The 23,112-nt window shown below is 49.3% G+C and carries 11 protein-coding genes; 5 read left to right on the forward strand and 6 right to left on the reverse strand.

Annotation, left to right across the window (positions count from 1 at the left end; genetic code table 11):
* Position 1: 1 nt before the first annotated feature.
* Both KME12_18750 and KME12_18755 read right to left on the reverse strand, forming a co-directional pair.
* Positions 2-1,021, reverse strand: coding sequence for a DUF1822 family protein (locus tag KME12_18750; protein ID MBW4489827.1), 1,020 nt, complete (start codon positions 1,019-1,021; stop codon positions 2-4).
* Positions 1,018-1,698, reverse strand: a complete 681-nt coding sequence (locus KME12_18755; GenBank protein ID MBW4489828.1) for a hypothetical protein — start codon at positions 1,696-1,698, stop codon at positions 1,018-1,020. Before KME12_18755 ends, KME12_18750 begins: the two co-directional genes overlap by 4 nt.
* Positions 1,699-1,882: 184 nt before the next feature.
* Between KME12_18755 and KME12_18760 the strand changes: the two genes are divergently transcribed.
* Both KME12_18760 and KME12_18765 read left to right on the forward strand, forming a co-directional pair.
* Positions 1,883-2,602: an actin-binding WH2 domain-containing protein gene (locus KME12_18760; GenBank protein MBW4489829.1), complete on the forward strand. Its 720-nt coding sequence runs from the start codon at positions 1,883-1,885 to the stop codon at positions 2,600-2,602.
* 72 nt (positions 2,603-2,674) lie between these two features.
* Positions 2,675-5,482 carry a TIGR02921 family PEP-CTERM protein gene (locus KME12_18765; protein ID MBW4489830.1) on the forward strand — a complete coding sequence of 936 codons (2,808 nt, stop codon included), beginning with the start codon at positions 2,675-2,677 and terminating at the stop codon, positions 5,480-5,482.
* A gap of 68 nt (positions 5,483-5,550) precedes the next feature.
* On the opposite strand, the gene KME12_18770 is transcribed toward KME12_18765, so the two are convergent.
* Positions 5,551-10,917 (reverse strand): cadherin-like domain-containing protein, encoded by a 5,367-nt coding sequence (locus KME12_18770; GenBank protein ID MBW4489831.1) that lies wholly within the window; start codon positions 10,915-10,917, stop codon positions 5,551-5,553.
* Between the two features lie 259 nt (positions 10,918-11,176).
* On the opposite strand from KME12_18770, the gene KME12_18775 reads away from it, so the two are divergent.
* Positions 11,177-12,991, forward strand: a complete 1,815-nt coding sequence (locus KME12_18775) for an ATP-dependent DNA ligase (GenBank protein ID MBW4489832.1) — start codon at positions 11,177-11,179, stop codon at positions 12,989-12,991.
* 42 nt (positions 12,992-13,033) lie between these two features.
* Here the strand turns inward: KME12_18775 and KME12_18780 are convergent, their stop codons facing one another.
* Positions 13,034-16,651, reverse strand: coding sequence for a hypothetical protein (locus tag KME12_18780; protein MBW4489833.1), 3,618 nt, complete (start codon positions 16,649-16,651; stop codon positions 13,034-13,036).
* 169 nt (positions 16,652-16,820) lie between these two features.
* On the opposite strand from KME12_18780, the gene KME12_18785 reads away from it, so the two are divergent.
* A complete protein-coding gene (locus tag KME12_18785) occupies positions 16,821-17,390 on the forward strand; it encodes a glycine-rich domain-containing protein-like (GenBank protein MBW4489834.1) in 570 nt (189 codons plus the stop codon).
* A 138-nt stretch (positions 17,391-17,528) separates the two neighbouring features.
* Here the strand turns inward: KME12_18785 and KME12_18790 are convergent, their stop codons facing one another.
* Complete coding sequence (locus tag KME12_18790; protein MBW4489835.1) at positions 17,529-19,850, reverse strand: ATP-binding protein; 2,322 nt, start codon at positions 19,848-19,850, stop codon at positions 17,529-17,531.
* 242 nt (positions 19,851-20,092) lie between these two features.
* Complete coding sequence (locus tag KME12_18795; protein MBW4489836.1) at positions 20,093-21,139, reverse strand: hemerythrin domain-containing protein; 1,047 nt, start codon at positions 21,137-21,139, stop codon at positions 20,093-20,095.
* Between the two features lie 351 nt (positions 21,140-21,490).
* Between KME12_18795 and KME12_18800 the strand changes: the two genes are divergently transcribed.
* A complete protein-coding gene (locus KME12_18800; GenBank protein ID MBW4489837.1) occupies positions 21,491-22,969 on the forward strand; it encodes a GAF domain-containing protein in 1,479 nt (492 codons plus the stop codon).
* The last annotated feature ends 143 nt before the right edge of the window (positions 22,970-23,112 follow it).

The following is a 23,112-nucleotide window of genomic DNA, read 5'->3' on the forward strand; positions in this document are numbered from 1 at the left end:
TTCAAATCACGAACTTTTCGGTGACGCTGACCTCTCCTAGGACTAATCTGACATGGAATTGTTCGCCTGTCTTGCCTCTGAGTAGTAGCTGGATGAAGTTATCGGTTTGATGACTGTGAACTGCTAGGGGAGTGCCACTAGCATCTAAAACGGGCTGATTTGTTGCATCCAACACAATAAGTTGCAGATTTGGGGGGAGGAAACGCTGCTCGCGAGTCGGATGAACTTGCAGGAGCACTTCATGTTTGCTGTCAGACATGTCTGGTAGAGGGGTAACTCCCACGACTAAGGCGGCAACATAAGCAGTGGGTTGTCCCCCTAACTCAATTAACTTCCCTCGTCGGACACCCTTGGGTGGCTCTAGGCTAGTTTCAGCAGAGAGAATCGCAGGTGTAAAGCGATCGCCCCTAAAGTTGAAGACTGGGCGCAGATCATCACCAAACAAAACTTCCAAAGTTTGCCAACCCGCCTCACAGGTGTTCTGTAGCCATTGACCTAAATTCACGGGTGTTGGGGTAGAAATTGCTTGGGTGCTGGGGAGTTGATGTAGGTGGGCTGCTAAGTTGGCGAGAGGCTGGAGATCGGTGAGCGACAGTTGGGTAGGAGGAGAAGGTGAGGGCGCGATCGCGGGGATAAAACCAACCAACTGCACAGCATCTAGTTGTGGCTGAAATTGCACCCCGACATAGCCAACGCGCTGGTCTAAAGTTTCTGGGGGTAAGTGGCAAACTGCGGCTTCCGGCAAGATGGGGCGGCACTCTAGTTTCCCTACGTTAGGAATGACTAGATCAGCGACATCTAACACTGCTTGCAAATGGAGCTGCCAGCTATCTCCTTGGCTGAGATCTGTGGCAATGCGAATCCAGCGGAGATAGGTGTGAACGGCATAGACCGCCAAGGTATTGAGATAAACGCGCTTACCGTGATGCGGATTGATTTGCTCAGCGGCAAATTTCTCAGCCCAAGCATGGGCATCACGGCTGAGGGGAACAGTGAGGAGTGGAGTGTGAGTGCTGGTCATACCGATCTATCGGGTTGATAGCCGAAATTTTGGGCGATTTCTTGTAACAACGGTAAAACTTTATGTTTCCAATGCCAGTAAAGCGCTTGGTAAGGCACTTCTAGCTCACGGGCGATCGCCGTCAACTTATCCGGTGGCGACTTCAGCAACAGGCGTTGGGTTAGCACTTGAGCATGGGCTTGCGGATAAGCACCCGGATGGCATTGCCGCAATCTAGCTTCACGGTCTTGCTCGACATATTGCTGCAACTGTTGCCCCACCCGCATCGCTCGGCGCTGTTGCTGTTGTTGTTCAATCTCGGCGTCTAGTTCCCATATGGTGCAAGCACCCGCAGCGGGGAGGTCTATCGCTAAAGGTAACGGAGCGGGCTGAGTGGGAGTGTGGAGTTCTTGAACTCGGTATTTTAAGCGGAGTTTTTTATTGATCCAGGCCACCAAACTCGTTTCAAAAGATAAATTTGGCTGGGGCTGAAACTCACTACAGAGGCGATCGCCCAACTCGATCAGCGTTTCGTTCAGGACATCGGCGTAGTTGGGATGACTAGAGCGAGCCAAACCGGGCAGAGCGAGTACCTGAGTCAACAGCAGCGTCATGGCCTGTTGCCATTGCCAGCTTTGGGGAGTCGCTTGGCAGACTGCCGCAACCAGTTGCCTCAGTTGTTCATCCCGTTCACTCATGGCTGCGCGACAACCGCATACACCAACTTATCCCACTACCTCATGGCTTCTTATAAACCATTTCGCTTCATTCGCCAACATATAAAGTTTTAGTGAAGTCTGGACTAAACTCCCAAAATTTACCTGCGATCGCCTGAGAGAAGGGTGAATCGCTGGTCTAAACCAAACAGCAGAGGGAGAGAGTATGGGTCACGTTGGGGGTCATCAGGTTGGGGGACATGTTGGAGGCTACTTTGGCATCCTAATGCAGCTCTTACGCGATCGCCCAGGATTTATGGAGGAAATTAATCGAGGAATTAAACTAGAACGAAAAATTATTGCGTTGCTAGTTAGCAGCTCGATTCTATTTACAGTTTATGGAGCCGTGATTGGTTCCTTTACAGGTGGATTACAAATTTTGGCTTCTGCTGTGAAGTTGCCAGCGTTGTACTTGATTACTTTAGTAATTTGCCTGCCCACGTTGTATTTCTTCAATATCCTGTTTGGTTCTAATCGTAGCTTCGCTCAACATTTTGCTTTGTTATTGGCGTCTGTTTCACTGATCAGCTTGCTACTGTGTAGTTTTGCACCCATTACTCTCTTTTTCCGGCTATCGGTTCTGGACTACCAGTTCTTTAAACTCCTCAATGTAGTAATTTTCGCGATCACTGGCTTGATTGGGGTGAATGCTTTCTATCAATCCATGAAACAACCTCCAGAGCTGGAGAGTCAGGCAGATGATAAAACCCGACAAAAAATCTTGCAACTTTGGCTGGTGCTCTATGGCTTTGTCGGTAGCCAAATGGGATGGATCTTACGACCCTTCTTCGGCGCACCCAACAAGAATTTTGAACTGTTTCGGAATTTGGAAGGCAACATTTACTCCCATGTTCTAGACACCATGAAACACGTTTTCGGATTCTGAGGCTGCCATGTTGATCTCATCTTTAAAGCATCACTCATAAACTCGTCAAACTTACTGCCTAGGAGTGCGAGCATGAAAAGTTTTCTACATGCTATATTCCATACCGTCTTTTGGGTCTGGAACATTGCTTTTTTGGTTATTGTTTGTGCTGGCTTATGGCCTACGATCGCCCCTGAACTGCCTAAGGAGCTGTCCAGAGACCCTTTAGTTCCAGAAGTATTGTTGACTCTGGCTAGTTTAATCGCCGTTTCTACAATTTGTACGGTTGTAGGTCTCCGGAAATTCCGTGCTCAACCACCACAGTTAATGCGCCTGTTTTTTGGCGTGGAAGTACCGCTCCTACTACTTTGTCTGCTGCGGCTATTTATCTGGCAACGGCTGAATCCTGCTAGCACCTTAATTCTTGGGACTGCAATTGTTGGTGTTATCGCTTTTTACCTAGAACTGCTTTATGGATATGCCAGACAGAATCGAGCGATCGCCAGCATACAAGTAGTTGCTCATGCTTTTTTGATTGGCTTAAGCGTCTACGCTGGACTTGTCATATTGTCTTACAGCGTCCCTGCAACTCCTGCACTTGTCCTTTGGTTTTTCACCTTTGAATGGGTAAAACCTCTAATAAATTCCTCGAATTGGGAATATTGGTGGGCACGAGCAGGTGCCATTCTCCTGGGGTTTAGCGCCTTTTTGTTTCTCCTCTTTCCCTTTGAGCTGGGCAGTTCCTATATCCGCTCTGGGCATCGCGTTCTCAAAGCTTTTGCGGAACAATACGGTCAAAAACAGGCACTACAAATCGCGATCGCAAGTTTAACCGCTTGGATAGTGATATTTGTCTCCTGTCAGCAACAGCCACAAATCCAAGCCTTTAAATTACTGGCAACACCCCCTGAAACCGATCGCGATCGCCAAGACCTTGTTGCCAAGTCAAATGTCATTCGGGCAGGTTTGCTCAATGCTTATTTGGCAGACTACCGTTATCTCGGTTATTCAGAGAACAGTTACTACATTACTGAATCATTTCTACCAGGACCTATCGCTGAGTTTTGGCGAGAGGCTAACAATCGTCTCTTCTCACCATTTTTGTATCAAGGCTCTTACAACGATCGCGAGAGAGCTGAGAAACTCTATGCTCAATTCTTTGATACGCCGATTGAGAAAGCAGAGGCCAAGACGATTCGACCCATCCTCAGAATTGCCGAGGCTCCTTGGCGGCGATCGCCAGAAGCCAGCTTGTTAGCGATTGATCAAGAGAATGTTTGGCTGCGATCGCAACAGCTAAAAGTCACCGAGAAGGGGGATTGGGCTGATGTTGAGCTATATGAGGTTTACCAAAATGAAACACCGCAACAGCAGGAGATTCGCTATGCCTTTACATTGCCAGAAACCGCTGTATTGACTGGGGTTTGGCTGGGAGATACTGCTAACCTCAACCAGCGCTTTGTGTTTCAGGTCTCCCCACGCGGAGCTGCTGAGCAGGTTTACACCGAACAAGTGAGACGCAGCGTTGACCCAGCCTTGTTAGAACAGGTAGGACCGCAGCAATACCGCTTACGAGCCTTTCCCATTCCTCCTAAAACATTACCTGGAGAAGCAGTACCCCGCGATCGCCCCACTGAGATGCACCTGTGGCTGACCTACAAAGTAATGCGGCACCCTCAAGGCTGGGCACTACCCCAACTCACTGAGAAACGCAATGTCTTTTGGAACCGCAAAACCCAGCGTCTCTACAATGGGCAGTCACCTCTGTTAAATCAAACGGATTGGCTACCAGCTTTTCTGCCAGCAAGCAGTCAAACTCCACCCAGTTTGCATCAAGTGGAGTTGGGAGATTATCAGATTTCTGTTAAACCAATCACTCTCAAAGACTACACATCTCTGCAAAATAAACGGTTTGCTGTTGTAGTAGATAGCTCCTACAGTATGTCAGCCCATGCCAAAGAACTGAGTCAGGCAATCCAGTGGCTAAAACAACATGGATTCGCTGACAATAGCCTCGCCAATAATGATGCAGATCTCTATATCACTGGAGCTGCCAATGCTAAACCCCAACGCATTGATGATATTCGTCAGTTCAATCCAGCCAAAATGACCTTCTACGGCACCTTGCAACCAACCCAGATGTTGCGACAATACGCCCGCTTACAAGGTGACACTGCTTATGATGGTGTCTTGTTGTTAACGGATGGTGGTAGCTACGAACTAGGCAAAAATCAGCAAAAGGCGATCGCGACTCTCTCTGCTCCTTTATGGATGGTTCATTTGGGAGAACTGCCGATCGCGTATGATGACACCATCCTAAAAATTATCCAGGCCAATGGTGGTGGTAAGGCTTCTGATATTCCCGCAGCCTTACAACGCCAAGCAACTCAAGCGGCTTTAGGGCCAGAAGTTGTCACAGTGGCAGATGGCTATGCCTGGTTTGTTGAGCAACCCGTTGCATCCCCAGTTGCACCTCCAACTGCATCTCCAGACACTTCTCCTTCAGAAAGTGATCAGGCTAAGCCTTCGAGTAATCAACCTCCACGTTTTACTCCTAAAAATTCAGATGCCTTCGCTCCTCTAGCCGCACGACAGCTCATTTTGGCTTTAAGCAAAGATATGGTAAACCCCCAACTTGCTCAGCTAGACACAGTTCATGCGATCGCGAAACAACTGAAAATCGTTAGCCCTTATTCCTCCATGATCGTACTGGTCAATGATCAACAGAGAGAAGCCCTGCGCCAAGCTGAGCTAGATAAAAACCGCTTCGATCGCGTGGGTGACAATAACAGCCCAGAGGATATGGCAAGTACCCCAGAGCCAGGAGTGGTGATTGGCATAGCCGCGATCGCCCTACTGCTGATCAGTCGCCGTCAACGTCGTCGGTTGGCAATGCGATAGAGACACCTGAGATAGTTAAACTGCGATCGCCTTTACTAAGACTAGAGAGGCGATCGCAGTTTTGCATTTTAGACGACAGAGATAAAGTCGGATTGGGTAATCAGACTAGAGTTGACTCCTGACAAGATTGCTAGCACTTCTCCACCGTTCTTAGCAATGAGCGTACTGCCGTTGCTGGAGCTAACCGTCAGTTGCCCGAAGGTTAACCCTTCAGCTAAACCAATTTGGTCTTCGCCATCCGTGAAGTCCTGAATGGTGTCTGTACCATTTTGGGAGATTAGCACAAAGGTATCACGTCCTAAACCACCGTTCAGCAGGTCATTACCGCGTCCGCCATACAGCCAGTCTTTCCCCTCTCCACCTTGTAAGTTATCTATACCATTGCCACCCAATAACTTATCGTCCCCAGTAAAACCTCGTAAGATATCATCACCATTGCCGCCGTTGAGCACATCATCTCCAGCGGTACCGTTCATGGTATCTTGGCCGTTGCCGCCATCGTCAACCATGCCAACTAATACACTCACAAATGCGATATCAGTTCCGCCCTTACCATCGCTGAGAGTATATTCAAAGCTGGCAGTTGCGACGTTGGCATTCGCTGTGAAGACGACATTGCCGTTACTATCGAGGGCAACTGTACCATTCTGGGCATTCTGAACCTGAGTCAGGCTGAGGACATCTCCTTCAATGCCACCATCGTTAGCGAGTAAGTCAGCCGCCAGGATAGTTTTAGCTGTGCTTTGGCGAGCAGTGACGATGTCATTGATGGCATCTGGGTTATCATTCACAGCATTAATCGTGAGATTGACCGTGGCAGTACTGGTTGCGCCATCGCGATCGCGAATCGTGTAAGCGAAGCTATCTCCGCCGTTGTAGTTAGCGTTGGGGGTGTAGGTATAGGTGCCATTGCCATTGTCAACCAACGCTCCTTTTCCTGGTTGTGTGGTTGTGGTAACACTAAGGATATCGCCCAAATCTACGTCAACATCGTTACCTATAAGAGTTGCTGCACTGATTACCAACGGTACATCTTCATTGGTAATCAAGTTATCGTTGCTAGCAGTGGGAGCATCGTTGGTGTTAGCGATCGCTAAATTGAACAGGTTGCTAACTGAAAGCTCACCGTCAGAAGCTGTAACTTGAATGTTGAGGTTGCCAACCTCGTCATTGGTGGGTGTACCGCTCAAGGTGGTGCCATCAAAGCTGAGCCAGGTTGGCAGCACCTCCCCAGTCGCTAGCCTTGCCGTATAGGTGAGCGCATCTCCATCCACATCACTGAAGGTATCGGCTGGAATGGTAAAGGTGAAGGGGCTGTCTTCAAGTGTATTCTGAGCCGCGATCGCCTGATTCACCACCGGAGCATCATTAACAGCGGCGATCGTGATAGATTGAGCTACCGCGATGGTGCCCCCATTACCATCAATGACGTTATAGCTGAGGTTGACGCTGCCGTTGTAGTTAGCAGCAGGAGTGAAGCTATAAGTACCATCATTGTTATTGATTAGAGTGCCATCGGTGGCAACCAAGTCAGCAACAGCGAGAGTGTCTCCATCGACATCGCTGAAACCTTGGAGTAAATCAGCAGCATTAATGGTGTAGGCGGTATCTTCCGTTCCGTTGATTAGGGCTGCTGACGCGGTTCCTACAGGTACATCGTTAACAGCATCCACTGTGAAAGATTGAGCCGCTGCAACAGAACCACCGTTGCCATCAACAACGTTATAAGTGAGGTTGACTGTACCGTTGAAGTTAACAGCAGGAGTGAAGGTATAGGTGCCATTATTGTTGTCAACTAAGGTTCCGTTAGCCGCAACTAGATCTACAACAGAGAGAATATCACCATCTACATCACTGAATCCTGATAGTAAATCAGCAGCGTTAATAGTGTAGGTCGTATCTTCTGTGCCTGCACTCAAGTTTGCTGACGCGGTTCCTGTGGGTACATCGTTAACAGCATCCACTGTGAAAGATTGAGTGGCTGCAACGCTGCCGCCATTTCCATCTACGACGTTATAGGTGAGGTTGACTGTACCGTTGAAGTTGGCAGCAGGCGTGAAGCTATAAGTACCATCATTGTTATTGATTAGAGTGCCATTGGTAGCAACCAGGTCAGCAACAGAAAGGACATCTCCATCGACATCACTAAAACCTTGCAGCAAGTCAACAGCACTGATGGTGTAGCTTGTGTCTTCAGTTCCGTTGATTAAGTTCGTCGATGCAGTTCCTGTGGGTACATCGTTGACTGCATCCACTGTGAACGACTGAGTCGCTGCAACAGAACCTCCATTACTATCGATTACGTCATAGCTGAGGTTGACTGTGCCGTTGAAGTTGGCAGCAGGCGTGAAGCTATAAGTACCATCATTGTTATTGACCAAGTTGCCGTTAGTAGCAGTGAGGTCAGAAATAGAGAGAATGTCACCATCCACATCGCTGAAGCCTTGAAGTAGTTCAGAAGTAGTAATGGTATAAGGATTGTCTTCTGTCCCCGTTGCCAATATTGCAGTAGCAGAACCAGTTGGAGCATCGTTGACGGGAGCTAGGGTGAAGCTGTTGGAGGCATCAGCCGAGAAGGAGCCATCGCTGACTTTGTAGGTTACACTCACTGCACCGTTGTAATTGTTTGCCCCAGTGATGGTGAAGCTACCGTCCTCGTTCTCCACAAAGTTGCCGTTGCTGGTGGCAAAGTCGGTGATAGACAGTGCATCGCCATCAATATCAGTGAAGCCAGCCAGGAGTTGTGCTTTGCTGATGGTGTAAGCCGTGTCTTCTGTACCGGAAACTAGAGATTCAGTTACAGAACCGGTGGGTGCATCGTTGGTGTTGGCGATCGCTAGCTCAAAGGTACTATTAGCAAACGCGCCAACTGAATCAGTGGCAGTGACTTTAATGCTGAGATTACCGACATCTTCATTCAAAGGAGTACCGCTGAAGGTCTGAGTAGCAGCATTGAAAACTAACCAACTGGGCAGTGGATTACCGTTTTCTAGAGTGGCGCTGTAGGTAAGGGTGTCTCCTGCATCAATATCACTAAAGGCATTACCAGGAATAGTGAAGCTAAAGGTAGCGTCTTCGGTTGCAGCTTGATTAGCGATCGCACCACTTACAACCGGGACATCGTTGACGGGAGCGATCGCGAGGGTGACGGTTGTGGGGTTTGCGGCATAGGTTGTGCCATCAAAACCATTCCAACTAAAGCTGACAGTGCCATTGAAGTTGCTGGCAGGAACAAAGCTGAGTGTGTCGAGAGCGGAAACAGCAATTTCCTGACTAAGGGTGACAAGGCTATCACCTAAGTTAAGAACGCCGTTAGTCGGGAGAGTAGTAATTTTAATTTTGGTTAGGCTATCACCATCAGCATCGGCGAAAGCAGTTATAAAGTCGCCACTTGTGAAAGCAATGGGAGTATCTTCGTTGCCTAACTTACCTACACTGCTAAGAACAGGGGCGTCATTAGTGACATCTAACACCCAAAGCTCTGGGCCATTCGCTCCGTTATCTGCGGAGAGATACAAATTGCCGTTCTCAAAGCCGAGAATGGTTAGGTTGGAACTACCTGCGCCAGGGTTGAGGTCAACGACGAGTTCGGGCAAATTTGTTTGTGAATTAATCTTCCACAGCTCATTGCCATTGGCACTGTTTCGGGCACGGAAGTAGAGGGTGCCGTTGACGTTGGTCAGAGAGGAGGGAGCAGAACTGCCAGAGCCCGCTTCAATATCAGTGACACGCACTGGATTACTCGTAGTGGGGTCAATCTTCCACAGCTCATAACCATTGGCGCTGTTATAGGCACTGAAGTAGAGCGTGCCGTTGACGTTGGTCAGAGAGGAGGGAGCAGAACTGCCAGAGCCCGCTTCAATCTCGAGGCGCACTGGATTACCCGTAGTCGGGTCAATCTTCCACAGCTCAGAGCCATTGGCGCTGTTATAGGCACGGAAGTAGAGCGTGCCGTTGACGTTGGTCAGAGAGGAGGGAGCAGAACTGCCAGAGCCCGCTTCAATCTCGAGGCGCACTGGATTACCCGTAGTCGGGTCAATCTTCCACAGCTCAGAGCCATTGGCGCTGTTATAGGCACGGAAGTAGAGCGTGCCGTTGACGTTGGTCAGATTTTCAGGATAGGAACTGCCAGAGCCCGCTTCAATCTCGAGGCGCACTGGATTACTCGTAGTGGGGTCAATCTTCCACAGCTCATAACCATTGGCGCTGTTATAGGCACGGAAGTAGAGCGTGCCGTTGACGTTGGTCAGAGAGGAGGGAGCAGAACTGCCAGAGCCCGCTTCAATATCAGTGACACGCACTGGATTACTCGTAGTGGGGTCAATCTTCCACAGCTCATTGCCATTGGCGCTGTTGGTGGCACGGAAGTAGAGCGTGCCGTTGACGTTGGTCAGATTTTCAGGATAGGAACTGCCAGAGCCCGCTTCAATCTCGAGGCGCACTGGATTACCCGTAGTCGGGTCAAGCTTCCACAGCTCATAACCATTGGCGCTGTTATAGGCACGGAAGTAGAGCGTGCCGTTGACGTTGGTCAGATTTTCAGGATAGGAACTGCCAGAGCCCGCTTCAATCTCGAGGCGCACTGGATTACCCGTAGTCGGGTCAAGCTTCCACAGCTCATAACCATTGGCGCTGTTATAGGCATTGAAGTAGAGCGTGCCGTTGACGTTGGTCAGAGAGGAGGGAGAAGAACCCAAATCTTGGGTATTAACATCCACTACAGATAAATTACCCGTAGTGGGGTCAATCTTCCACAGCTCAGAGCCATTGGCGCTGTTATAGGCACGGAAGTAGAGCGTGCCGTTGACATCTGTAAAGTTGCTGGGGTGAGAACTATCGGTGCCTAAGTTGAGGTTGTATTGCACAGGCTCTGAGTTCAACATACCCTCATATTGCTCAAGTACTGTTGAAATAAAAGCTAGCTTAGTGGCTACTTCCTGATTAATCTGTAACTCCCAGTCTCCGCCTAGATCGGTATTACCCGTTTTGGTGGTTGACGCAGCAATTTTGGTTCCGGTAAGCTTGCCCAGTTGGGCTACAAGAGCCTGTCCCCTTTCGCCCTGGGCTACTTCACAGCCGTAAATCAGTAACTCTGCGTTATTAGTGAAGGCTTCGGCCCAGGCTTGCAGTTCCCAGGAGTAGCGATCGATGGTTTCGAGGCTTAGTTCACTGGTACCCAGTTGCACTCGTCCCGGTGAGCCGTGAGATACCACATGCACAGCGGTTAGATTTTGGCGTTGGGCTAAAACGTGACTAATTTGCTCGACCCCATCTGCCATTGCCTCTAGCACAACGACCTCAACCCCCGATCGCACCCCTGCGACTAAATCTGGGTAATCGATTACGGCTGGATCAACAAAGACAATTTCGCGGCTAGTGACTGGAGTGCTGAGGCTGGGAGAAGCAGATGGAGATTTTTGCAAAGTAGCGGTCATGGTACTCAACTTTCAGACAACTTTAGCGCCTGCCCCTACCGCTTGGGAGTCGGAAAAGGTCAGGAAAAAGTCAGATCTTTTAGCAGCAACCCTTGTGGTGGAGCAGTGAGCGGCAATCAGTCTTGCGGATCGTGCCAAAAGACAGAGGCTATTACCCCTGAGCTTGACTACCTTTGAACTATTCCTGGTTGAGTTCTCTGTTCTTTTTGCCTTTCTGGTTAGAGTGAGCTTCACAAAACGCTGCTAAGGGAGAACCGTTTTGCTGGGCAACTCGATACAAGTCGCTTTACCATCTATGACTCAGGGAGATTCGGGTACTCACTCACCCACCTCTCTGTTAACGGCTGCTGAGGTTAGCTCTAGCACAGCTACTCAGACAGGTACTCTTCTGCGGTTTGCGCAAGTGGCGGAACAGGTGGGTGCCACGACGAAACGCTTGGCCAAGTCCGCTCTGCTGGGTCACTACTTTAATGGTCTCAATGACGAGCATCTAGCCTATGCAGCTCGTTATTTCGCAGGCTATGTATTTCCTTTGAAGGAGCAAAGGACCACCAAGATAGGAGGGGCAACTCTGTTGTCAGCTTTGATGCTGATTACGGAAATTGAGCTGGAGACGCTCAAGGTGCAGTTGGTGAAACTGGGAGATCTGGGTGATGTTACGGCTGCTATATTTCCCGATCGCGCCTTAGCCTCGCTTAACCTTACCGATGTCGCGATCGCCCTAGAGCAAATTGCTAAAACCAAAGGTTCCAAGCGCAAACTAGAGTGGGTGGTGAAACTGCTAAAACGCGCTACGCCTCTGGAAGCGAAGTATTTAGTCAAGCTGTTATCTGGAGATCTGCGGATTGGCCTTAAGGAAGGTGCGGTAGAAGATGCGATCGCTCGATTAGCAAGGCAAAAGGTAGAGCGGATTCAGTGGGTGAATATGTTGCTGGGGGATATTGGGACAACGGCTGTATTGGCTCGTCACGGCCAGCTAGAGCAAGCCCAAATGCAGTTATTCCATCCGGTCAAGTTTATGTTGGCTAGCCCCGCCGAGGATTTGGCAGAAGTAACCAGGCTGTTGCCAGGAGAATTTGCGGTTGAGGATAAGTATGATGGCATCCGGGCACAGGTGCATATTGCCCCCGCAGACCCAACAGATAAATCAGCTCACGGAACGGTCGTTAATGGCGTGCGTGTCGCTCTCTTTTCTCGCACATTGGATGACATCACAGCTAGTTTTCCGGATTTGTTGGCTCCGTTGGCTGCTTTAGTGCAGGAAACTAGGGAGGGAGAAACGACAACAGGATTGATCTTGGATGGGGAGATTGTACCGTTTCGAGGCGAGCAGACTCTTCCCTTTCAGGAACTACAAAAGCGACTGGGACGTAAAACTCCTGCTGAGGCGTTATTGGCTGAAGTACCCGTGGCGTTTATTGCCTATGATCTGCTCTACCAAAATGGGGCGGTGCTGATTGAGGAGCCTTATGTGCAGCGTCAGGCGGTATTGACTGCGCTACCACTCACAACACCCAGAGCTCGTCGGGCTATGTCACAACGCTTTAATGATACCACCGCTTTGGATGCAGAATTTCTTGCAGCTCGCGATCGCGGTAACGAAGGATTGATGGTCAAAGCGCTCAACTCAACTTACAAACCAGGTCGGCGGGGTAAGGATTGGCTGAAAATCAAGCGGGCGATCGCCACTCTGGATGTGGTGGTGACAGCCGCAGAAGTGGGCACTGGCAAGCGCAGTCGCTTTCTCTCCGACTACACCTTTGCGGTGCGTGCCAGCGAGACCGATCTCACTTTGCTGAATGTGGGAAAAGCTTACTCTGGCTTGACGGATGCGGAAGTGACAGAACTGTCTACTTGGTTCCAAGCCCATACCTTGCAAGAGTTTGCTCATGGCAAAGTGCATGTCGTGCAGCCTCGCATTGTTCTGGAGGTGACGTTCGATCGCGTCCAACTCTCTAAACGCCATAAGAGCGGCTATGCCCTGCGCTTTCCTCGGATTGTGCGGATACGGCCTGATAAGCCACCGGAAGAAATTGACACGCTGGAAACAGTCCGTCGGCTTGCAGAAACATGAGAACTTGCCAATCATGACGCAAAAAGCTACGGCGATCGCTTCTTAATCCACTGCTCCCAAAAGATGCAGTGTTTCCTTCTCCGCATCCGTCAGCCCTGTTATGCCTGTAATCTTCATACCTTCGTAAGGACGAGGGGCACGTAGAACATTGAGACATTGACCAGTGACAATATCCCAAAGGCGAATCGTGCCATCTTGGCTCCCAGTGGCTAGGATTTGGCTGTCAGGGATAAAGTAGACTGAATTGACTGTGTGGGTATGACCTGTCAGCACTTGCAGACAGTTTCCGGTGGCCACATCCCAAATCCGCGCGGTTTGATCATCACTACAACTGGCCAGAATTTTGCTGTCAGCACTGAATTTCGCTCGCCAAGTCTGTTTGGTGTGACCTTGAAGAAAGTGCAAGCAGGTGCGAGTGTGAGCATCCCATAAACTTAAAGTGCCATCAGGACTACTACAAGCCAAGATTTGACCATTGGGGCTAAACTCGGCTAACCAGACACGATGCTTTACAGGGGGTAATTCTGCTAGATATTCCCCCGTCGCTAAATCCCAGAACTTGATGACTAAATCTTGCCCTCCACTGACTAATGTTTTGCCATCTGGGCTACAAGAGAGAGACCAAGTACGACCTTGATGGGCTGCGATCGCTCTTAAACATTCACCCGACTGCACATCCCAAAATTGAATCAGTCCATTCCCCGCGCCACTAATCAAGACTTGATCATTGGGGCTAAAAGCGATCGCCCAAAACCAGTAGGTGTTTCCTCTTAGCACCCGACTACACTCACCAGTTTGGGCATTCCACAAGCGAATGGATGAGTCGCTGCTACTACTAGCAAGCATAGAGTGATCTGAATTGAAAGCAAGCGACCAAATTCTAGCAGCGTGGCCTTTTAGGGATTTGTAGCATTCTCCAGATGAGAGATTCCAGAAGTGAATCATGCCATTGTTGTGACCGCTCACTAACCAATGGCGATCGCGAGCATAAGTAAGCGCAAAAATCTCATCCTTAAAGCCGTGAAATGTTCGGGTCAATTGCCCAGACTGGACATCCCATAATTTCAAGATTTGATCTTCTCCGCCTGTGGCACAGATCGCACCATCCGGGCTAAACGCGATCGCTGAAATCTGGTTAGAATGTCCTGCTAATATCTTTTCGCAACACCAAGTTGCTAAATTCCAAAGCTGCACTCTATTTTGAGCATCAGCGATCGCTAAGAGTTTTCCAGTTGGGTCACAGATACCAGAGAGTAACCAGTCTCCATGATTTTGCCAGATGGCTAAACACTCACCTGTATGAGGGTTCCATCTCCTGACTGTTTCATAATCTCCGATGCTCAGTAGGGTGTCATCACTGGGGTGAAACTCTACAAATCGAACCCAGTTTTGGTGCCCTTCCAAAAGCCGTAGGCATTCTCCTGTCAGGGCATCCCATAAGCGAATCGTCTGATCAGAACTGCCACTCGCTAGTAACGTACCATCAGGACTGAGAGCGACTCTCCAAACGCGATCGCGATGTCCTTCCAGGGTTTTGAGGCAGATGCCTGAGCTGACTTGCCAAATTTTGACTGTTTGGTCATTACTGGCACTGAATAGAAACTGACCATCTGGACTAAATAGAATATGCTGCACCCAACTAGTATGTCCTTCCAGCACGCTCAGGCGGGTCTTGGTCTCAACGTCCCAAAAGCAAATGGCATGGTCATAATTGCTGCTCGCCAAGATCCTACCATCGGGGCTGAAAGCGACTGAACTAACCCAACTGCTGTGTCCCTTCCAAGTCAAAATCTGTCTTCCGGTCGGGACGTGCCAAAGACGCAGAATCCCATCTATTTCTCCGGTTGCCAGCAGATTACCATCAGGACTGAAAGCGGCGGCTAGAATGCTTCCGGTGGTTTCGGTAAAGACAGATTTCTCTAGAGTGGCATGGGTGAAGTTTGTCCGGGGTAAAGAGACATTGGCTAAATAGGCTTGACGAATTGCCAGATCAGAGAAATCGCGATCGCTCAAGTCTACTTTTAAGTAGCAAAGTAGATTGAGGATGTTACCTGCCGCGTAGCCTGTGTACGGTAAAGATTTACCTCGCAACTCTGCCAATATTTGGTCTAACTGTTGTTCGATCGGTTCGAGTTCGCCTAGCTTAGCCAAGAGTTGATCAGTGAGTGGTTGGAGGATCAGTTGCTTTTGAGCTTCACGGATATAGTCTTTAGCGATCGCTTTGAGTAGAGCATGACTTTTGAAGAAACGTAGATCGCCTGTTTGGATCTCCTGGGCAATGGCCTGAATGAATTGAGCGGCGAAATACTCCATCAACACTGGATGTAGGGTAAAGCGATCGCCACTTTTCTCCAAGGCTAAGCGGCGTTGTAGAGATTGCAGTGTAGTAGGTAGTTGCTTCTTAGAAATGGGAGAAAGGAGATCTTCGCTGAGTTGAGCGATCGCCACTGGTTCACGATTGATCACCAACCAATAAACCACCTCAATCTCTTGCTCAGTTAAGCGCTGAAAATACCAATTTAACAAGTCTTGCAAGTCATGAAAGATGGGTCTGCCATACCCCAGAAACTCGGTAATGTTACCGCAGAAAACATCACGAATATGTTTGGCAGCTAGCGCTAGAGGATTTCCGTTGTAGAGAGCAATCAGTTCTTGCCAATCCTGTTCAGAGCCAGAAAACTGATCAACCTCAGCAAAGATCTGTTTCCCATCGACAACTTCTAACCCACCGAGTTCTAGCGATCGCACAGGTCGATTGCGACCTTCCAAACGCGCTACTTCTCGCGGCTTCTCGCGGCTGGTGAGTAACAGGCAGCTTTGATGCGGCACTTCCCCCAGTTGCTTAAACAGTTGCCCATAGCCTTCATATCCTGCTCGATACTGTCCTGCTATATCTCCACCTTGCAAAATCGTTTCTACGTTATCCAAAATCAGCAAACAGCGCCGCGATCGCAAGTAATGGAGTAGTCGCGAGAGACTATCCTCCAAAGTATTAGGTAGAGTCGATTCTTGCTGATTCGAGAGAATTTTAATCAGATCCACCAATAAAGTGGTCAAGGGAGAAGCGTTGAGGAGCGATCGCCAAATGATGCACTCAAACTGATCTTGAATATTCTGAGCCAAGGTAAGAGATAAGTTGGTCTTACCCATGCCACCGGAGCCGAATTTAAGAGAAAGCCCCGTTTTGCCAGTGCCACCAATGCCCAAAATTGCCACCAGACGGCAGCGCTCTCCTAAAATCCATTGCTCTAGAGTGCTCAATTCCTGCGATCGCCCAAAAAATACGGGAACCTCTGGAGCCTCTCCCCAATCCTGATCACAGGATAGAGACACATCAGACGGAACTGATGGAGAGTTAACTCCTGCTATTTCCTCTCGCTCTACAACCGACTGCCAGGGTAGTTCCAAGACTTGACAGAAAACCTTGAAGATTTTGGCGTTGATGGCTTCGCCCCGTAAAAAGCGCTTCCAGGTGGAGAGAGAAACTCCAGGGGCAAAAATCTGCTGGCCTGCGTAAGCTTCCGAACCCCAGTCCGTAGAGGGATCAAGAATTTGACTAGCAACAATTAACCACTGCCTGTCTTCAATTGCCCAGTGTCTCGCCTTCCTAAGCTGCTTGATTCGGTTTAACTCCTGGGAGGAGACTTTGAGCGAGGGCATTGATAGATCGCACGGATACGGGAACTGATTCTATCCCAGTATTGCACGCTCTTTTCAGGATTGATGTTGACGAAATGTGACACTGAACCAAAACTGAACCAAAAAATGAACTGATTAAAATCCGTACCAGGCAGTGCTTCTAGCGATGTTTATACATAAGAGAGTTTTCGTGTCATTCAAGGAGCAAGCCACAATGGTGCAGTACCCTGCTTCACCCCAATCGTTTCAAGCGTTTCTAAAAAAGGTGCGATCGCTCGATCTCGGCCCCATTGCCCACCAATTAATGCACTCTCAAGCGGGTCCGAAATGGACGAAATTGCAGACGACACGGGCGATCGCGCGTTATCTGGGTTTTCTTTATTTGGTGGGACAATATCCTCGCTTGCAATTGGTACCTACCCAAGAAATTGACCAAGTTTGGCATCAGCATATCCTTGACACACATAAGTATGCGGAAGATTGTCAACACTTATTTGGGCGATTTATCCATCATTTTCCTTATCTGGGTACAAGAGGAGAAGCAGATCGGCAAGATTGGCATCGAGCCTACGTGTTGACTCAGGTACTCTTTCGTAAACACTTTGGCCTGGATCTAGCAATCGGTGCTGCTCCTTCTGATTGTGAACCGCTACAGGCCATGCCAGCTTGTCGAGTTGTAGATCGATCTGCTGCTCAGTCGCGCCCTACCGTTAGCCTCTCAATGGAGGATGCCCTACGAAGCTTTTTTACAACTGCGTAAATAGAACCCGCAGACTAAAGCCTGGGGCTATCAAAACTAAGCCTGTCTCCGCAGGCTATAAACATCCTTTTTTTTAGGCCGCGCAGGCGGTCTTTTTTCTTGTAGCCGCGACTTTAGTCATTAGGCGGTAGGTTAGGGTTACACCAACGTTTGCAACAGGGCGCTGGTTTCCTTGGCTTCGGTTAGCATTCCTAACTCCTCAAAACGGTGTTTCGCAGTAGCAGCCCAGTGTTGGGCGATCGCACCATTGCCACGGGCTTTTTCTAAACGCGCTAGCGATCGCTCACAAAAGGCGACTCGGCACTCATCTTGATTGGCTACCGCTACTTGCAAACCTTCCTCTAGTAGATGTTGGGCTTCGCTGAAGTGTTGCTGCTGAATCGCAATGTCCGCTAACCAGTCTTTGGCTAAAAACTTAGCTCGCTGCCAATCTAGGCGTTCAGCTTGGGCTAAGACTTGTTGGAATAGGGTATGGGCTTGGTCATAGTTTTCGGTTTTGTAAGCAACTTCACCTTGGTAATACCAAATCTGGATCTGCGATCGCGGCATGGCTGTCTCGATCTCAGCGCAGTTAAGGAGTTGTTGCGCTTGTCGTAGCCAGTCTGTCGCTTCGGCAAAGAGGCGCTGCTGAATTCGAAGTACCGCAATGTTAATGGCTAACTCGGCTTGGAAGTTGAGGCTTTGGTAATGTCGCAGTTCCCAAGCTTTTTGATGGAGGGTATGAGCTTCTTCTAAATGTCTGGATTGACCCAGTAAGGTTAGGGTCCAGCCTTGGTCTAGCATCACTTCTAGGGCTGTAAACCAATCTTGTCGTTTCTCGGCAGCTTGGATGAGCCAATTGGCCCAGTCGAGACGAGTGTTCCAGACGTTCAAGCGGTTTTGGCGATAGCCTTGCGTGTGGGTGTAGGAATTCACCTGCTGCCACAATTGCCGCATTTCATCGTAGCGATCGCTGGCAATACACCATTCAATCACTGCTTGCAGGTTATCCCATTCCTGGTCCAGTAGGGGATACTCCTGCCATTCTTTGCCATCTTTGCCACCGTGCTGTTGCACATACGACAGGAACCAGTTGATCCAACGGTTGCGGGCCGCTTGCTCAAAGTTAGGATGGGTTGCTAGTTCGGCTAAGGCGTATTCTCGCGTCAGGGCCAAGATCGAGTATCGGCCTGACTGCTGATTCACCAGGGAAAGTTGCTGCAACTGCGCCAGCCCTTCGACCGAGTGCGTGAGATTGTCGCTGCCTGCGATATGTGCGATCGCCTCTAAAGGAGCTGACCCCGGAGACAACGCCAAGGCCATGAGTAAGTAGTGAGGTAAGGTTCCTTGAAGCAGGGACATAGAACTCTGGAAATAGAAGTGAGCATAGTCCCCAACCGCCAAGCTCAAACGAGATGGTAGATGCCTCACTGGGTAACCTGCTGCGAGTTGCCCGATCGCATAGACAATAGCCGCAGGTACGCCGCTGGTGTAATGATGTAGGGTTTGCACATCGGCTGACCCTAGCACGACACTCTTGCTTTGAACCTGCTGCTCAATCAGGGAAAAGCTTTCCACAGGTGGCAGTGGCTCTAAGCGAATGGCATGAAATGAGAACTGTTGGCGGCTGGTGATCACCACTTTAACCGTAGATGGCAGGTCATACAAGAATGCCAAGATCGATCGCCAATCCTCCAAGGTTTCCAGATTGTCTACCATCAGCAGAGTGGGCTGACGATTTAACGCATCCTGAATTTGGTCAATCTGTTCTTCAAAATCCATCAATAAGATATCTGAGCGCTTGAGCGTGCGGGCGATCGCTCGGAAGACATCCCGCAAACTCCGCTCTGGTTTCAGACGAGGCAAGACTCCTTGCGGTGTGAGACGTTCTTGTTTGGCCGAGGTGAAGATGATCGCCTCAAACGTGGGTACAAGGTTCGGAAGTGAATTAGATTCTGAATTGGCAATGCTGGGTGTAGCTTGCAGGTAGTGATAGGCCGCAGATAAAGCTAGGGTAGTTTTACCCATGCCGCCGATACCTTCGATGCTGATGCAGTGGGTTGGGCAATCAAAGGTCAGCGCTTTTAGTAACTGGGCAAGTTCGCGATCGCGTCCCACAATTTGGTTGAAGTCCCGGACGGGTAGGTTGTGAGCGATCGCAGTTACAGGAGCGGGGAGGATGAGAGGTGGAATTGGCTGCTGTGGTTCTGGCGCAAGGCTAGCTATTTCTTGTTGAATAAAACGCTGCAACACTCCTCGAAAGTTATGTTTTGTAACCTTCTCACCTAAAACTTTGGAGAGCAGTTGCCAGAAGTTAGATCCAATATCTTTGATATAGCCAGCATCATAATCAGAAGCACGAGCTATATCTGCGTAAGAGCCTCCGTCCCAGGACTGTCGAAAGATTGCCTCTTGGGCTTTGCTTAATCGTCCTTGAGGCAGGATTCGCTCAACAACTGCTAATGCTTCCTCCACCGTCATTCTGTCTCACCCTTTGCTGATGTCATTGGGATGGAGCGGCTGTAATTCTGCTACCCATCTGGCTATTTCATAGTTTCCGCACCCCACAGACATTATCCCGGACTATTTGCTAGTTTGCGCTGAGACCTAACCCCCAGCCCCTTCCCTAGTAGGGAAGGGGAGTTAGAGCTAGATATCTAGAGCTAGATCTAAAGCCCCTCTGCTCGAAGGAGAGGAGTTGGGGAGAGGTCAACTAATGGTTACTAATGCAGAGAAGCTGACAGTTCTTGTTGGAGACGGCTCTTGGCAGCTTTGAACTCTGTTGCTATTTGCTCTTTTTGCTCGGTGCTGCAATTGCGATCGATCGCGGCAAACATGGTGCTCTCTTCTTGGCGGATATGATCGCCGACTGCATCCATCAGATCTTTGATTCTGGATCTGAATGCATCTGCATCAGTAGGGCTCATCGCCTTAATCTCATCCAGCATCCGCTTCATCGCAGCTTGCTCGTCGTATAGCTCCTGGGTGTCGTCGTTGCCGTAGAAAGGACGTACCTTAGGATAAACGACTTCTTCTTCCGCTTGAGCGTGAGTGAGCAAATCTTTGTAAAGCTGCCCGAAGTACTCTTGGAGCTTTTGCGGATCTTTGGTGGCTCCAATTTCAGTAAAGATGGTATTCACCTTCTCATGGTCCAACCGAATCACAGTCTGGATATTTAGGTCCTGCTTGTTGGTATTCTGAGTGACGACACTACCAGCCACACCAGAGAAAGCGGCGATCGCGTCTTGAACTCTTGCCCAGAGACCTTGATCTGCGTCTTGTCCGGTCATTTCGCGAACACCCACTTGCTCTAGCAATCCCTTGAGTTGCTCTTGGTGCGCCCGACCTTCAAAGTTAACAGTATTCAAAGGTCCAATGGCTAATTCGATGTCTGCTCCTACCTTCTGAGCCGCTTTGTGGATGACGATGCCGCTCATGGCCTGACCATGCTTCATCAACTCGTGGTGCATGAGTTTTTGGTAGAAGGTAAACTCATTACCAGACATCATCTGCTCAAACTGCTGAATAAAGACTTTGGTCGCAGGACTCGGTTCAGATTGAATGCCGTATTGCACTACGACGGTATCAATAATACCAATGTTTTTTTGGTCGTCGGCCAGCATATTCTGGAGCCGCTGCCGCACATCTTCGTAAGGGCAAGCTTCAAGTAGCTTTTGATCATTGGAGATAATGAAAGTCTGAAATGCTCTCAGATCTGCCAATCTTTCTGCGATCGCTAGCCGCTTTGTATCATCTAGAGTTGTAACCATTCTGAGTTCTCTTAAAATAGGTTGACAAATGTTTTGTTCTGGTGGCTCCATCCTTATAACCAAGGTATTAAAGAGCAGCAAGCCAGCGCTACATTGTGATTATGTTTCAAACAAAAAAGCTTGAATACCTTGATTTTGGCGGGGTTGCGGGCATCCTCCACCTAACTCAGGTTAGATGTTTCGGTGAGTCTACCAAAAGCTGTACGGAAATAGAGAGATATGGGTTTGATGACTACCTCTAACTCGTAGTACGCAGCTTCGCGACTATCAAAGCTAGGCTTCCGTAACTTGCGATACAGAGTCAGAAGCCAATCTAGGCCTGAATGGATTAGGGACTGGAGTGATATGCCAATGCCTGACTCCCCAATAGAGCTAACAGAGCGCCTTGATTCAACTCGGATTCTGTTTGATTTACAACAAGGCAACGAAATTGCTCAAGGCTTCTCTGGCTGCTTAGAACCAGAGGAAATCGCTCGTCGGGTCACTACTGGCTTGGTAGAGAAGTTTGATTGTGCCTTGGCGCGGATCTGGCTGCTAGAAGCACAAGCTACTTTAAAGCTGGTTGCCTCCTCAGGCATGTATACCCATCTCAATGGCACCTTTGCGCGAGTTCCGATGGGAGCGTACAAAGTGGGCAAAATTGCTCAGAATCGAGTTTCTTTTTTAAGCAATCATCTCGCGGCTGAACCTTGGGTGGGAAATCGCGAGTGGGCGATCGCCAACAACATTCGAGGATTTGCGGGATATCCTCTAGTGATGCAGGATAGAGTCATCGGCGTGCTAGCCGCCTTTAGCCATCAGGCAATGGAGGCAGAATTTTTAGAGGTTTTGCAGACTCTTTGCACTGTCACGGCGATCGCCCTAGACACAGCCAGCCAATACCAGCAGGAAAAACAGATGTGGCAGTCTTCGGCCCAGGCTTTGACCCAAGCTTTGACCCAGGCTGCGGTTCCGAGTCCTGCCTTTAACCACCTCTCTCTTTCCGACCAATTGGTGAGTCTGCTAAGTTCGACTCGGTTAACCTTGGTGGGCACAGAACGACCTCTGACTCTGCCAGTGGCTTATGTCTTTCTGCAAACGGCTGAAATTTTGCACCAATTCACCTGCAACTACTGTCGGCTAATTTATACAGCAGAGTCTGTGGCGCTAGAGGCGATGATTCCAACCACTCACTTGTCTCAGCTTGATCCAAAAAGTGGTTTACCGTCTCTCCTAAATGAACTCTTTTTTACTGTTAGCTGCTTAGGGGGAGTGCTACAAACCCAAACTACCAGCAATCAACGGGCCATGCAGTTTTTGCTCAAAGTGCCATATTGGGGCGATCGCGGGGGCCAGCAGCTACGAATTCAATGCCGTTTACCAGTTCTGCAACTGGCCTTTACGCACCTAGCTTTTTGGGCAGGTCTACAAGTTTGCCGTGAAGTAGACCAAAATGTACCTTTGTTGACCGATGATGCAACGCAAATTCAGACGGCGAAATGGTTGCTGTGGGTGCAACAGGGAACTCAAACCGTACCGCAGGATATTCAGGGTAGAGTTAATTTGTCTACCAGCCCAGAGCAATTAAAACAGGCGGTAGAAGCAGTGCTACAGGGTGACTTTTGGGGTGTTGACCTAAACCGGGAAAAGCAGCCAACTCTTTCCGAACGGGAGCTGGAGATTCTGACCTTGTTGACGCAAGGACATCGCGATCGCGATATTGCCGATCGCCTGATCATTAGCGAAAGCACCGTGAAGTTCCACATGAATAATGTCCTGACTAAACTCAAGGCACGGACTCGGTATCAAGCCATTCATCAGGCGATCGTCAAGGGATGGATGCAAATCTAATGGCTTAGTAATTTAATGGCTTAGTAGCAGTGGCGATCGCGTCTCCTGTCCTTATCGCTAGATCTCCGGCTTTCGTATTGAGAGATACAAAGCCTGCCTGAGCGAGGACTTAATCCGGCAACACATTCCAGCCAGCGAGCAGC

Source organism: Trichocoleus desertorum ATA4-8-CV12, assembly GCA_019358975.1.
Lineage (GTDB): Bacteria > Cyanobacteriota > Cyanobacteriia > FACHB-46 > FACHB-46 > Trichocoleus > Trichocoleus desertorum_A.